Here is a 13,805-nt window from a genome sequence, read left to right on the forward strand (position 1 = left end):
TCTGATTCGTGTAGGATTATGCTGCGCGGGAAAAATACATCGTAGGAGAAGGATTGTGCCGGAAAGAATACTTGTAGTCGATGACGATCGAGCCTTCCAGGGGATGCTGGTCGAAGTGTTGGCCGACAAGGGCTATGAAGTGGACACCGCGTCGACCGCCGAAGATGGCTTGAAAAAGGCCGGGGCGAGCAATTTCGATCTCATCCTCCATGACATCCAGTTGCCCGGCATGTCCGGGCTGGAAGCCCTCAAGCATTTGACCAAGGTTGCTCCGGGCGTCGACGTCATCGTCATGACCGGCTATGCATCCAAGGATTCCGGGGTCACGGCCATGCAGCAGGGGGCCTACGACTATTTCGAAAAGCCTTTCTCCCTGCGGGAAATGGAAGTGGTGGTGCGCCGTGCCCTGGAAAAGCGTCGGCTCCAGGTGGAGTTGTCCGAACTGAAGCGCCGTGGCGGGACCAGTCCGTTGAACAACATCATCGGCCAATCCGCGCCCATGATGGAGGTCAAGGAGCGCATTGCCCGGATCGCCGGACTCAATGCCGATGTCCTGATCATGGGCGAGACAGGAACCGGCAAGGAGCTGGTGGCGGATACGATCCATTCCCTGAGTTCCCGCGCCAAGGCTCCGTTCGTCAAGATCAACTGCGCGGCCATTCCCGAAAGCCTCATCGAGTCCGAGCTTTTCGGCCATGAGAAGGGGGCCTTTACCGGGGCCACCAGCATGAAGCAGGGCAAGTTCGAGCTGGCCGAGGGCGGCTCGCTCATGCTCGACGAAATCGGCGACATGCCGCTCCATCTGCAACCCCGTTTGCTTCGGGCCGTGGAGCAGAAACAGGCCGGGCGTGTGGGCGGTGCCAAGCCCATCAAGTATGACGTGCGCATCATTGCGGCCACCAACCAGGAGTTGGAGCAGCACGTGCAGCAAGGCAAGTTCCGCAGCGATCTATACTATAGATTGAATGTGGCCACCCTTATCCTGCCGCCGCTCAGGGACCGCAAGTCCGACCTGCCGCAACTGGCGGAATTCTTCCTGGATCGGGCCAACCGCAGGCTCGGGACCGACATCGTCGCCGTGTCTTCCGAGGCCATGGAGATCTTCTACAACTACGACTGGCCGGGCAATGTGCGCCAGTTCGCCAATGCCGTGGAGCGTGCCGCCATCTTCTGCACCTCCACACGGATCACGCCCGCCGAGGTGGATCAGGCCTTTTCCAACACCCGCCCTGCGGCCGATGCAGGAATGACCCTGCCCACGGGCGAGGGGTTGCCCCTCAAGCAGGCCCTCAACCAGTACGAAAAGATGCTCATAGAAAGCTCGCTCCGGGCCTGCGGCGGCACCCAGACCGAGGCAGCGAGCGCGCTGGGCGTGTCTGCCAAGAATCTGTGGAACAAGCTCAAGAAGCACGGCATCAATCCGGTATTATTTAAGAATTAGATTTCCTCTCTCCTCCAGGACCCTCTGCCGCTCCGGGCAGAATCTCTCCTTATCCATCTTTTATGGGCTGTTGTCAGCCCGGTACATTGCCGTGGCGGACAATACGCAGCCTTTGTTCGTGTTTAGCGTGGGCGGGTGCTTCTGAAACAGCCGTATCTATTTTTAATAGATCAATGCAATATACTGAATATAAACAGTTTTTTCATCAATTCTTGACCTTTGAGGTTTGTTTTTAGTCCATAAATATTAGATTTCCCCTTTGCTGAAAATGGTGGGTTCTTGCGCCTGAATCCTCAGGAATAAAATTTTATCATGTTATTTAAGCGAGTTGCTCATGGTGGTGTCGAGTGGTTTCTCGTTGTGGCACACCGGTTGCTATATGGTGAGCGTGGCTGATGCTGAGATGCAACAAAACAAATTTGAAATTCTTTGAAACAAACTAAGGAGAATGACAATGACGAAGCTTATGAACCTTATCCGGGATGAAGAAGGCGCAACCGCGATTGAATACGGTTTGATTGCCGCCCTGATCGCCGCCGGTATTGCGACTGCTACCACCGCCCTGGGCGATCAGGTTGTCGCGACCTTTACCTACGTCAAGGACAAGATGTCTGGCGCCATGGTCACGCCGTAGATCGAAACAGAGCTAACCGTTTAACGGAAGCAGCCAGAGCAGCCGAACCGGGGCTTGCGGGACGGTCCCGTCAGCCCCGGTTTTGTCTTCGAGGGAAAGCGAAGACAGCAAGACAGGTTGGCATTGGCAGATCGGGGGAACCATGGATATTCTCGTCACCATCGTGCTCGCAGTGGCACTCATCACTGCTACCATCACGGACATAAGGTGCCAGCGTATTTACAACTGGCTCACCTTCCCGCTCATTCTGGCCGGGTTCGCCACGCACACCGTGTTCGGCGGCCTTGAGGGCTTGAAGTTCGCGGCAAGCGGGTTCGCTCTGGGGTTCATCGCCATGGCCATTCCCTATTTCATGGGCGTGATGGGCGCGGGCGATGTCAAGCTCATGGCGGGTGTGGGTGCCTGGCTCGGCCTGGAAGCGACCTTCACCGCCTTCCTGTTCACGTCCATGGCTGGCGGAATCTATGCCCTCGGCGTCCTGGCATTCAATCGCCAGGTGCTGAAGGCCGTTTTGCACAATATTGCAGGCACTTTTTATGTCTTCATGGCAACCCGCAAGTTCGACTTCGACCCTGTAACCACTGAAAAGGTCATACCCCGGCTCTGCTACGGTGTGGCCATCGCCGTTGGAACCGCTCTCGCCATGGGTATGTATGCCTGGCAGACCGGTTCCATCCACAGCGGGTATTAAAGGAGAGATGTCATGAGCAAGTCAACCAGAGCATTGGTGCAGATCAGCCTGTCGCTGATTCTTGCCATGGTCGCGGGAGTCCTCATTTTCATGTGGGTCAGCAATATGAAGCAGGCCGCTCCGGTGGCCGCTGTCGAAAGCACGGTGCCTGTGATGGTGGCCAAGTCGGACCTGAAGCGCGGTGTCAAGCTGACCGAGGAAATGATCGAGGTCCGCAAGTTTACCACCGATTCCCGTCCCTCCGGTGCCTTTTCCGACCCGGAGAAGCTGGCTGGACGTGTGCTCAACCAGGACGTGAGTGCCAACGAGGCCGTCACCGCCAACAAGTTGGCCGACGAATCCGTTATCGGCGGCGGAGTTTCCGCGCTCATCGAGCCCGGCAAGCGGGCCATGGCCGTCAAGGGCAACGCCGTTATGGGACTTTCCGGGTTTGTTCGTCCCGGCGACCGGGTGGACGTCATTGTCTCCATGACCAAGGGGTCGAATGAAGAACCGGTTACCAAGCTCGTTCTTGAACAGATCAAGGTTATTGCGACCGGTACCCAGCTTGCTCCGCCCGACGAGGATGGAGAGGCCGCCTCTGTCGATGTCTATACGCTGGAACTGACCCCTGAGGAATCTGAGCGTCTGGCCCTGGCCGCCACCCGGGGAACCCTTCATTTCGCGTTGCGCAACGAGCAGGACAAGGAAAACATACTGACCACAGGTTCCTCCGTTCCCAAGACCTTGGCAGCCCTGCGGCCCAAGGCCAAGGTTCGTCCCAACAGGGCGTCAAAGGTCGAGGTCATTACCGGCGGCAACAGCTTCTCGGTGAAGTTCTAGGAGATCGACCATGCAGAATATACGCTCCATAACAACCGTTTACGCCGCCCTGATAGTGCTGGTGGTCCTTCTGGCTGCCGTTACTGTTCAGGCTGCGGTGTATGAGACCGAAGCCCAGGAGGAGATTCGACTGGTGGTGGGCAAGTCCACGGTCATCAACACCGAGTCAAGAATAAGCCGCGTCTCGGTCGGGTCCGAAACCGTGGTTTCCATCGTGGTTCTTTCTCCCCGACAGATTTATCTTACCGGCACCGCACTCGGCTCCACCACCTTGACCCTGTGGACCGACGGGCAGGTGTCCGATGTCTTCGATGTGGCGGTCATTCCTGACGTTACCCACCTGAAGCGGATGATCCACGAGATCTTACCCGCAGAACAGAACGTCAAGGTGTTGTCTTCCGGCGATTCAGTCACCTTGTCAGGGTATGTTTCCAGCACTTCCAGCCTGACTTCGGTGCTCGCCCTGGCCCAGGCAGCCGCCCCGGACAAGGTGGTCAACCTCCTGAGCGTGGACGGCATCCACCAGGTGATGTTGGAGGTCCGTGTGGCCGAGATGTCCCGTGCCGTGACCAAGCGGCTGGGCATCAACTTTGCGGCCATAGGCTCCAATTTCTCCATTTATTCCATCATCAACAACCTGACCAGCTACGATGCTGAAAAGGGCATTTTCAATCTGACCGACAGAATCAACTTCACCGGTGGCTACAGGTCCGGCAGTACGACCATCCACGGCATGATAGACGCGCTCAAGTCCAACGGGCTGGTGCGCATGTTGGCCGAGCCCAATCTGACCTGCATCTCCGGCGAATCCGCCGAGTTCCTGGTCGGCGGCGAGGTGCCAATCCCCATGCCTGGCTCACTGGGTACCATCGCCATCGAATACAAGCCCTACGGCATTGGTCTTAAGTTCACGGCCACGGTCATGAATTCCGGCCGCATCAACCTCCAGGTCAATCCCGAAGTCTCCGAACTGGATTATTCCAAGTCGGTACCAGTGGCCGGTTACGAAGTGCCGACCATCTCCACGCGCCGCGCCAACACCGTGGTGGAATTGGGTGACGGCCAGAGTTTCGTTATCGCGGGTCTTATCAGCGACTCCCTGAAGGAAAACTCCCACAAGTTCCCGGGATTGGGCGAGATCCCGGTGCTGGGTGCCCTGTTCAGTTCCAAGGATTTTTCCAGCAACAAGACCGAGCTGGTGGTCCTGGTGACCGCCCACCTGGCCAAGCCCGTGGACAGGGATTCCCAGACCTTGCCCACTGACGGGTTCCAGGAACCCGACGACAAGGAGTTCTATCTCTTCGGCCTGTTGGAAGGGCAGGACAGCAACAAGGGAACCAAGGCCGCGCACACGGCGCAAGTGGGTGCTGCCGAACCTGGAACCGTTGTCCGTCCCGAATCAGGATTCGACGGGGAGTTCGGCCATTCCTGGCCCAAGTAATTTTGAGAGCGGAGGAAGCGTCATGCAGAACTTTATGATCTATCTCGCTATCGTGGGAATCATGCTCCAGGCCGGTTGCGGTGCCATTTTCCCGAAGGAATCAACGCCGCCGTTCGGCAGCTCGGTCCGCATGGCCGTGGCCAGCCAGACCGCCAATCCCGAGGCCGGTTCCGATGCCCTGGTGGTGGGCTTGGACGGCAAGTACGCTGCGGCAGCGGCTGAAAAGCATCAGGCCGGTCCCAAGGAAAAGTCAGAGCGGAATTTCGGATCAATTTTCGGTGTGGTGGAGGATAAGTGATGCGCGGTCAGGGGCGGTTCGAATACTGGCCTGAGCTGGTGTTGGTGCTCCTGATGTTGTCCGTGCTGGTTCTTGATCTGACATTGTACGAAAATCTGCGGCCTTATGGGGAAAACGGTAGCCAGTCGGTCACTGTCATTAAGGCCAACTAGAAAATACGGGGGAAAGGGGGAACCATGAACAACAGAATAATACCGGTTTCGCTGGCTATCAGCGACAAGGAGCAGCGTCTGCGGATCGAGCAGTTGATCTCGGCCAACTCCATGGTCCGTCTCGTGGAAGACGAGGCCGACGAGATGGGCGTGCTCATTTACGAACCGGGCGATAACGTTGCCGAGGACATGCCCCACATCATCCAGGCCCTGGAATCGGGGCAGGCTGAGGATGTCTATCTGGCGGGCAATGTGGCCGACCCCGAAATCCTCATCCGGGCCATGCGCAGCGGCGTCCGTGAATATCTTAAGTTCCCTGTTGACGAAAACGACTTCCGTGCCGCCATCGTGCGCACTGCCATGCGTTCCAGCCTGGGGTGCGACGAGGGCGAGAAGGGCAAGATTTTCACCCTGCTCGGCAGCAAGGCCGGACTTGGTTCCACCACGTTGGCCGTCAGTCTGGCCTGCGCCCTGAACGCTCGCGAACCGGGCCGCACCGTGCTGTTCGACCTGCGCCATCCCGTGGGCGAAGTGCCTTATTTCCTGGATCTCAAGTACGAATACACCTGGGGCGATCTGGTGCACGACATTTCCCGTCTTGACGCCACCTACCTGCGCAGCGTCATGGCCGAGCACGAGTCCGGCCTGCATGTCCTGCCCGCACCCGGCAATGCGGAACGACCGAGCAATCACAATCTGTTCCTCATTCTGGAGCAGCTCAGAAGCAGCTACGACTATGTGGTGGTGGACACCGCCCACACCGGTGATGACGACCTGCCCAAGGAAATCGAACTGGCCAACTCCATCCTGATTGCCATGCAGTTGTCACTGCCGTGTCTGGCCCGGACCTCCCGCCTGATGGACGCCATTCGCAGCCAGGACCCGGACGCGGACAGGCGTATGCAGCTCGTGGCCACCCGTGTGTCCAGGAATTCCAGCATAGGTGTGTCCGAGGCGGCTGAAGTTCTGGGACGGCAGATTGCCTGGGTGATCCCTGAGGACGGCGATTCCGTGCTTTCCTCCATCAACCAGGGGACGCCCCTGGCATTGGCCTATCCCAAGTCTCCGGTTTCCAGGGTCATTGAAGGCATAGCCAAGTCCCTGGCTCCCCGGCCCGTCAAGACCCGTAAGGGTTTCTCGTTCGGTTCCCTGTTCCGCAAGAAGAGCAGGGGGGCGGACGCCAGCGACACCTTTGCAGGAGCCACCTTATGAACCTCGCAGAACGACTGAACAGAAATGCCGCCAAGCGCGGCCCGGTTGTCTCAGGCAAGGCGGAAGCGCAGACCCGAACCTCCAAGGTTGAGGCTGCCGACCATTATTTCGACATCAAGACCCGTATTCATGACCGGCTCATCGACATGATCGACCTTTCGCTCCTGGATTCCCTGAGCGAGACCGAGATGCGTTCTGAAATCGCCAAGGTGACCGAAGGCCTGCTCTGGGACGAGTTCCAGAACGCGCCTTTGAACCTGGCCGAGCGCAAGCGGATGCTGGCCGAAATCCAGGACGAGGTCATCGGCCTCGGCCCTCTGGAGCCCTTTGTCCAGGACCCCACGGTCAACGATATCCTGGTCAACGGCTACAGGCATATCTATGTGGAGCGTTCCGGCAAGCTGGAACGGGCCCAGGCCCGGTTCAAGGATGATGACCACCTGCGCAAGATCATCGACCGCATCGTCAACATGGTCGGACGCCGCATCGACGAATCGCAGCCCCTCTGCGATGCCCGCCTGCTGGACGGCTCCCGCGTCAACGCGGTCATCCCGCCGCTGGCCATAGACGGCCCGTCGCTCTCCATTCGTAAGTTTTCCAAGGACCCCCTGGAAGTGGCCGACCTGATCGGCTTCAATTCCCTGAATCCGCAGATGGCCGAACTCATGCACGGCATCGTCAAGACGCAGCTCAATGTGCTCATTTCAGGCGGTACGGGTTCCGGCAAGACCACGCTGCTGAACTGCCTGTCGCGCAGTGTGCCCGAGGAAGAGCGCATCGTCACCATCGAGGACGCGGCGGAACTCCAGCTCAAGCAGGAACATGTTGTCCGTTTGGAGACCCGCCCGGCCAATATCGAGGGCAAGGGCGAGATCACCATGCGTGACCTGGTCAAGAATTGCCTGCGCATGCGCCCTGACCGCATCATCGTGGGCGAGGTCCGTTCTTCCGAGGCACTGGACATGCTCCAGGCCATGAACACCGGTCATGACGGCTCCCTGACCACCATCCACGCCAACACCCCGCGCGATGCACTGATGCGGCTTGAGACCATGATCTCCATGGCCGGTCTGAATCTGAATCCCCTGTCCATGAAGCGGTACATTTCTTCGGCTATCGACGTCATCATCCAGGCCACCCGCATGGTGGACGGTACCAGGAAGGTCATTTCCATTCAGGAAGTGACCGGCATGGAAGGGGAGATGATCACCATGCAGGAAATCTTCGCCTACGAGCAGACTGGCGTGAGTTCAGCGGGCAAGGTCGAAGGGTATTTCACCGCCCGCGGCATACGGCCCAAGTTCGCCGAACGTCTGGAGCGCATGGGCTGTCCGTTCACATCGGGCATGTTCGATCTCTCGCCCCAGGCCCTGGCCGGGATGAAGGGGTAAGGCATGTCACTGACCATCATCATTTCCGTTGTGGCCGTGTTCATCGTCTTCATGCTCATCATGGGCATAGGTTCCCTCATGCAGTCGGGATCGGACAAGGCCGAGCGCCGCGTCAAGAGCCGTCTCAAGGCCCTGGCCATGTCGGATGTCGATCCAGACATCGTGGACCTGGTTCTGCGCGAGACTTCCATGAGCGAGGTGCCCCTGTTCAACCGCCTGCTCGAAAGCATGCGCTGGTCAGCCAGGTTCAGCAGACTCATGTATCAGGCCGATGCCAAGGGTTCGGCAGGCGCATATCTGCTTGCTTGCGCCCTGCTGGCCGTGATCGGTTTCTATGTCGGGACCTTTTCCGGCAGGGTATGGGTCAGTCTGGCCGCAACCATTCTGCTCGGGTACATCCCTCTCTGGCGACTTCAGTCCATGAAGCGCAAGCGTATGGATCAGTTTCAAAAGCAGCTTCCGGAAGCGCTGGACCTCATGGCCCGCGCCCTCAAGGCGGGACACACCTTCGGCGGCGGTATGCGCATGGTGGCCAATGAGTTCGATGCTCCCATAGGTCCCGAATTCGGAAAGACTCTGGACGAGATAAACTACGGCATGAACGTGGACCGGGCCCTTGCCAATCTCCAGAAGCGGGTGGATTGCCCGGACCTGAAGTTCTTTGTCGTGTCGGTGAACATCCAGCGCGAAACCGGCGGCAACCTGGCCGAGATCATCGCCAAGATCGCCAGTCTGGTGCGCGAACGGTTCGCCCTGTTCGGCAAGATCAAGATCCTGTCGGCCGAAGGGCGTATTTCCGCCTACATTCTGGTGGCGCTTCCCTTTGTTCTTGGCGGCATTCTTTATGCGGTTAATCCCGATTACGTCAGTCTTTTGTGGACCCGCGAACTGGGTCAAAACATGACTTGGGGCGCTGTAATATCCATGGTCTTCGGCTCGATCATCATCAGCCGGATCATCAAGATAAAGGTCTAGGAGGGTGGCATGAATGAACAAATGATCCCCCTGTTCGCGGCGAGTATCGGTTTCGTTTCCGTTCTCCTGGCCGGGTACGGCCTCATAGGCTACCTGAGCGGCGCAAATGAATCGGCCAGGCTCAAGGAGCGTGTGTCCGGCACCACGGTCAAGCGGTCTGCCGCTCTGGTTGCGCCGCTTTCCGTTGTGCTCGGCAACGTTGTTGACTTCTTCGGCCGTCTCGGCACCAAGATAGGTCCCTCCGAGACCGCTGAAATCGACAAGAGCCGTATGCGCCTGGTTCAGGCCGGTCTGCGCAAGCCCGATTCCTACAAGGTCTTTCAGGGCCTCAAGGGATGCCTGGCCGTGGTTTTTGCAGGCATATTCCTGGCTGCCCGTTACCTGATAATTACTGACACGAGCCTGGCCGTAACCGCATTTGGTGCCGTGCTTCTGGCTGCCTTGGGTGTCTACGGACCGGAATATTGGCTGTCAAAGAAGATCGCCAGGCGAAAGGCGGAGCTCAGCGACGAGCTGCCCGACGCCCTCGATCTGCTGGTGGTCTGTGTGGAGTCCGGCATGGGGCTGGACCAGGCCGTGGATCGGGTCTGCCACGAAATGCGGACCTCCGGCCCGATCATCAGTTCGGAGTTCAAGCTGCTGACACTGGAACTTCGTGCGGGAAAATCCCGCGTGGAGGCCCTTCGGTCCCTGGCGCTCAGGGCGGGGTTGGACGATTTGAACAGCCTGACCTCGCTGCTCATCCAGGCCGATTCTTTCGGCATAAGCGTTGGTAGAACTCTTCGTGTCTATTCCGATGCAATGCGCCTCCAGCGCTCTCAGCGCGCAGAGGAGAAGGCGGCCAAGATGCCTGTGTTGCTGCTTCTTCCCCTTATTCTGTTTATCCTGCCGACCCTCTTCGTGACTATCCTTGGACCAGCAGTGATCATGTGTATGGACATGTTCATTGTGATGAACAAGTAGGCCCGAAGAGCCAAGGAGATTTATCATGCACAAGACTATTTTCATCACCATGACCCTTCTTGCCGGGTTCGTTCTTTCCGGCTGCATGGGCAAGTCCCATGACGACAAGACATTTGACCAACTCGCCTACGGCGAAGACTCTTCCATCAACCTTTCCAGTGAGCAGCATGAGCAGGTGGGCGACGGGTACGTTCGGCGTTCCCAGCCGGAAATGGCCCTCGTGCATTTCAACAAGGCCATCGAACTAGACGGGGACAACCTGGATGTGCGCGTCAAGCGGGGCAACCTGCTGACGGATCAGGGGCTGGAAGAGCAGGCTTTGGCCGAGTTCAACAACGTCCTGGAAAAGGACCCTGATCACGCCATTGCCAACGAGGCCGCCGGAGGCGTCTATTTCAGGGCCGGCCTGTACACCGAAGCCGAGGCCCATCTGGTCAAGGCCGTGGCCTTGAACCCGATGCTCTGGAAGGCCAACAACTATCTGGGCATCCTCTATGACCGCGAGTCCGAACACGGTCGGGCCATCGAGCATTTCAACAGTGCGTTGGAACTGCACCAGGGCAATGATGTCGACGATATCTACAACAATCTTGGCGTGGTGCATATTGCCCGCGAGGAATATGGCAAGGCTGTGGAGGCGTTCCGCCTGGCCCTGCAATCCGGCGGCGTGTCCGCCCGTACTTACAACAATCTGGGGCTGGCCCTGACCCGTATGGGTCGGTTCGACGAGGCCCTCGAATCCTTCAAGTATGCCGGTGGCGAAGCCAAGGCCAACAACAATCTCGGATACGTTCTGCTGACGGACAATATGCCCGCCAAGGCCGTGCCGTATTTCGAGAAGGCCATTGAATTATCCACCAGCTATTACGTGAAGGCCGCCGACAATCTGAAGCGCGCGCGTCTGGCCGCCCGCTTCCAGGATAACGGCACCCAAATCAGCGGTTCCACCCCGAACCCTCTGCTTCGTCAGTCTTTCCCCGACGCGAAGCAGAACCCCGGCGAGCCTGCGGCATCTCCCGCGTCCGCAGGCTCGCCACCCCGTACCTCCGATATCCAGAAGGTATCGTTTGAGCAGCCGGGTTCCGGGGCAGACACTATACTTGAAAAGTCCTTTGGCCTGCACGTCAGTTCCTGGCGCGACCACGAAAGCGCCTTCAACCATTGTGCGGATCTGAGAAAGCAGGGCTTTGACATTTGGATCAATCAGGTGAACCTTGGAGACAAGGGCATCTGGTACAGAGTTCTGGTCGGCAATTTCGTTTCGATCGACGAGGCCAAGGCCGAGCGTCCCGACGTGCTGGCCGTTCTGAACCTCGAACGCGCGCCGGTCTTCGAGCGCGTTGTCCCCAAGGTGGAAGGGTTCCATTTGTAAGGCGGGAAGTTTATGAAAGACAAGAAGGATATCGGCACCGGCGGTACCTCGGACGGACAGGCTGACCCTGTCCGTTCCGGGGTGCCTGTGTTTGAACCGAACCTTCCCTTTTCCGATGGATTTCATTATGTTTCCTCGCGGAGTAAGACAACGACCTGGGGCTTGAGCCGATTAGGGAGACGCTTCTTGGCAGCCGATATGATCACGCGTTTTCGCGTTCTTGCCGTGGATCACGACGAGTATATGCTCACGTTTTATCGCGATATCCTCTGCTATGAAGTCGAGGAGCCGTCCGCGCTGGAAGCGCTGTTCTGTGATGATGCAAGGCTCCCGTCCAGGGAGGAGATCGATGAGGACGCCGGCAAGCCTGTGTTTGAGATCGATTTTGCGACTGTCGGGGATGAAGCCAAGGAGGCCATGTCCAGTGCCCTTGAGATCGCTTGTCCCTTTGCCATTGCCCTTATCGACATTCACCTGTCCGATGATGGCAAATCCCTGGCCGGACTGGATCTTGCCAAGGAAATCCGGGCCATGGACCCGAATATCGAGATCGTGCTCTTTTCGTCCAGTCATACCGTGCCCCTGAAGGAGATCAACAAGCGCGTTCAGCCGCCCGAAAAGCTGTTGTTCATCCAGAAACCCTTTCGCTCACCCGAACTCAAGCAGATTGTCCTGTCGCTCGGGTCCAAGTGGGATGCCCAGAACCGGCTGCGCGACCTCAATGAAACCCTGGCCGTCAAGGTCGAGGCCCGCACCAGTGAGCTCAATGCGGCCAACCGTCGGCTGCGGCTCGATATCTCCAAACGCGCCGCCGTGTTGCGTGAACTTCAGGCCAGCGAGCAGCGCTACAGGCTGCTCTTTGAAAAAAACGTTACCGGCAACTTTGCGGCAGACAGGGACGGGCTCATCCTGGAGTGCAACGTGGCCTTTGCCGATCTGTTCCATTTCATCTCGCCACAGGATGCGTACGGTTCAAACATCTTCGATCTGTGGGATCAGGCAGGGGCTTCGGAATCCTTGAGTGATCTTGTGTCCGGTGCCGGACGCCTGGCCAATCATGAAGTGGTTTTTTCCCAAGGCATGCTTCGGCGGCACCTGCTCGTCAGTTGCGATACGGTGACCGATTCCGATGGAAATGTGGAGGAGTTGCGCGGCTATCTTTTTGATATTTCTGAGCCGAAGCGACTGGAGGAGCAGCTTCGTCAGTCCCAAAAGATGGAAGCACTGGGAACCCTGGCTGGCGGTATCGCCCACGATTTCAACAACATTCTGGGCGTCATTCTCGGCTACGCCGAGATCATCGAGTCCAGTGCCGAGCCCGACTCCGGTCTGGACCGTCGCATCGGGGAGATTTCCCGTGCGGGCCGCCGTGCCCGTGATCTGGTCACCCAGATCCTCAATTTTTCCCGGCAGGGTCCGCAGGAGCGGCATGCCATGACGCTCACGCCGCTCATCAAGGAAGCCCTCAAGCTGCTCAGGGCCAGCGTGCCCACCAATGTCGAGATCATCTCCCGCATGGAGACCGACCAGGACCATGTCATGGCCGACCCGACGCAGATACATCAGATTATGCTCAATCTGTGCGGCAACGCGTCTTACGCCATGCAGGAAAGCGGCGGCACCCTTACCGTCACTTTGGCCGACGTTTCCCCGGACGATGCTGTCATCCCGCCGGAAGATCTCGGCAGGGCGGAACGGTTTGTGCGCCTGACCGTGTCCGATACCGGTCCCGGCATTGATCCCGACGTGGTCGACCGGGTGTTCGATCCCTTCTTCACGACCAAGAAGCAGGGCGAGGGAACGGGCATGGGGCTGGCCATGGTGCATGGCATCGTCAAGCGGCACGACGGGTATCTGGATCTGGTGAATCTTCCGGGGCAGGGGGCCACCTTCCATGTCTTCTTACCCAGGAGTTCTCAAGTGGAGCGTGGAGACCTGGAGATGCCCACGGAACTCGTGTTTCGCGAAGGACGTATCCTGTTTGTGGACGACGAAAAGCCTCTCGTCGATATCGGGCGGGAGATTCTCGAATCCTGTGGTTTCGAGGTCGTCACCCGAACATCCAGCATCGAGGCCCTGGAAGCATTCAAGTTCAAGGCCACGGATTTCGATCTGATCGTCACTGATCAGACCATGCCCAACATGACCGGCATGGAGTTCGCCCGCGAGGTGCTCAAGATTCGGCCGGATATCCCAATTATCCTGTGTACGGGGTTTTCGGATGCCGTTTCCTACGACCGGTTGCGCGACATCGGCATCGGCGATTTCATCATGAAACCGATTCTGAAGAACGACCTCGTGGCCTCCATCAGCCGTTTGCTTTCCCAAAAATAGCTCTTTTTCCCGCAACGCATCGGGGCATTCCACGGCTTCCGTGTTACAGTCGCCACTTGCGCCGTAACCCAAAGTTTTC

13 protein-coding genes are annotated in these 13,805 nt (G+C 58.2%); all 13 read left to right on the forward strand.

Translation table 11 applies throughout. The features are described from left to right. Positions 1 to 55 precede the first annotated feature (55 nt). Complete coding sequence (locus DWB63_RS07630; RefSeq protein WP_128328226.1) at positions 56 to 1,441, forward strand: sigma-54 dependent transcriptional regulator; 1,386 nt, start codon at positions 56 to 58, stop codon at positions 1,439 to 1,441. Between the two features lie 454 nt (positions 1,442 to 1,895). Further along, entirely contained in the window at positions 1,896 to 2,075 is a 180-nt protein-coding gene (locus DWB63_RS07635; RefSeq protein ID WP_128328227.1) for a Flp family type IVb pilin, read from the forward strand. 142 nt (positions 2,076 to 2,217) lie between these two features. Next, positions 2,218 to 2,766 (forward strand): A24 family peptidase, encoded by a 549-nt coding sequence (locus DWB63_RS07640; RefSeq protein ID WP_128328228.1) that lies wholly within the window; start codon positions 2,218 to 2,220, stop codon positions 2,764 to 2,766. A 12-nt stretch (positions 2,767 to 2,778) separates the two neighbouring features. After that, entirely contained in the window at positions 2,779 to 3,588 is an 810-nt protein-coding gene (cpaB, locus tag DWB63_RS07645) for a Flp pilus assembly protein CpaB (protein ID WP_128328229.1), read from the forward strand. 10 nt (positions 3,589 to 3,598) lie between these two features. Then, positions 3,599 to 5,029 (forward strand): type II and III secretion system protein family protein, encoded by a 1,431-nt coding sequence (locus DWB63_RS07650; protein ID WP_128328230.1) that lies wholly within the window; start codon positions 3,599 to 3,601, stop codon positions 5,027 to 5,029. Positions 5,030 to 5,051: 22 nt separating this feature from the next. Beyond that, a complete protein-coding gene (locus DWB63_RS07655; protein ID WP_128328231.1) occupies positions 5,052 to 5,327 on the forward strand; it encodes a hypothetical protein in 276 nt (91 codons plus the stop codon). Next, the gene (locus DWB63_RS17260) at positions 5,327 to 5,479 is read left to right on the forward strand and encodes a hypothetical protein (RefSeq protein WP_164879813.1); all 153 of its coding nucleotides are present in this window, start codon (positions 5,327 to 5,329) and stop codon (positions 5,477 to 5,479) included. Before DWB63_RS07655 ends, DWB63_RS17260 begins: the two co-directional genes overlap by 1 nt. Before the next feature lie 24 nt (positions 5,480 to 5,503). Beyond that, on the forward strand, positions 5,504 to 6,691 hold the full coding sequence (locus DWB63_RS07660) for a histidine kinase (protein ID WP_128328232.1): 1,188 nt from the start codon (positions 5,504 to 5,506) through the stop codon (positions 6,689 to 6,691). Next, the gene (locus DWB63_RS07665) at positions 6,688 to 8,082 is read left to right on the forward strand and encodes a CpaF family protein (protein WP_128328233.1); all 1,395 of its coding nucleotides are present in this window, start codon (positions 6,688 to 6,690) and stop codon (positions 8,080 to 8,082) included. The genes DWB63_RS07660 and DWB63_RS07665 overlap by 4 nt, the downstream gene beginning before the upstream one ends. Before the next feature lie 3 nt (positions 8,083 to 8,085). Further along, positions 8,086 to 9,057, forward strand: coding sequence for a type II secretion system F family protein (locus tag DWB63_RS07670; RefSeq protein WP_128328234.1), 972 nt, complete (start codon positions 8,086 to 8,088; stop codon positions 9,055 to 9,057). Positions 9,058 to 9,066: 9 nt separating this feature from the next. After that, the gene (locus DWB63_RS07675; RefSeq protein ID WP_128328235.1) at positions 9,067 to 10,020 is read left to right on the forward strand and encodes a type II secretion system F family protein; all 954 of its coding nucleotides are present in this window, start codon (positions 9,067 to 9,069) and stop codon (positions 10,018 to 10,020) included. A 25-nt stretch (positions 10,021 to 10,045) separates the two neighbouring features. Further along, positions 10,046 to 11,392, forward strand: a complete 1,347-nt coding sequence (locus DWB63_RS07680; protein WP_128328236.1) for a tetratricopeptide repeat protein — start codon at positions 10,046 to 10,048, stop codon at positions 11,390 to 11,392. Between the two features lie 12 nt (positions 11,393 to 11,404). Then, entirely contained in the window at positions 11,405 to 13,726 is a 2,322-nt protein-coding gene (locus DWB63_RS07685) for a response regulator (protein ID WP_347231965.1), read from the forward strand. Positions 13,727 to 13,805 lie beyond the last annotated feature (79 nt).

This window comes from Pseudodesulfovibrio sp. S3 (genome assembly GCF_004025585.1).
In the GTDB taxonomy this organism is placed as follows: Bacteria; Desulfobacterota; Desulfovibrionia; order Desulfovibrionales; family Desulfovibrionaceae; genus Pseudodesulfovibrio.

Bases quoted from the DNA above. Each gene is read 5' to 3' on its own strand.
- DWB63_RS07635 (WP_128328227.1), top strand. From the start codon at position 1,896: ATGACGAAGCTTATGAACCTTATCCGGGATGAAGAAGGCGCAACCGCG.
- DWB63_RS07640 (WP_128328228.1), top strand. From the start codon at position 2,218: ATGGATATTCTCGTCACCATCGTGCTCGCAGTGGCACTCATCACTGCT.
- cpaB (WP_128328229.1), top strand. From the start codon at position 2,779: ATGAGCAAGTCAACCAGAGCATTGGTGCAGATCAGCCTGTCGCTGATT.
- DWB63_RS07650 (WP_128328230.1), top strand. From the start codon at position 3,599: ATGCAGAATATACGCTCCATAACAACCGTTTACGCCGCCCTGATAGTG.
- DWB63_RS07655 (WP_128328231.1), top strand. From the start codon at position 5,052: ATGCAGAACTTTATGATCTATCTCGCTATCGTGGGAATCATGCTCCAG.
- DWB63_RS17260 (WP_164879813.1), top strand. From the start codon at position 5,327: ATGCGCGGTCAGGGGCGGTTCGAATACTGGCCTGAGCTGGTGTTGGTG.
- DWB63_RS07660 (WP_128328232.1), top strand. From the start codon at position 5,504: ATGAACAACAGAATAATACCGGTTTCGCTGGCTATCAGCGACAAGGAG.
- DWB63_RS07665 (WP_128328233.1), top strand. From the start codon at position 6,688: ATGAACCTCGCAGAACGACTGAACAGAAATGCCGCCAAGCGCGGCCCG.
- DWB63_RS07670 (WP_128328234.1), top strand. From the start codon at position 8,086: ATGTCACTGACCATCATCATTTCCGTTGTGGCCGTGTTCATCGTCTTC.
- DWB63_RS07675 (WP_128328235.1), top strand. From the start codon at position 9,067: ATGAATGAACAAATGATCCCCCTGTTCGCGGCGAGTATCGGTTTCGTT.
- DWB63_RS07680 (WP_128328236.1), top strand. From the start codon at position 10,046: ATGCACAAGACTATTTTCATCACCATGACCCTTCTTGCCGGGTTCGTT.
- DWB63_RS07685 (WP_347231965.1), top strand. From the start codon at position 11,405: ATGAAAGACAAGAAGGATATCGGCACCGGCGGTACCTCGGACGGACAG.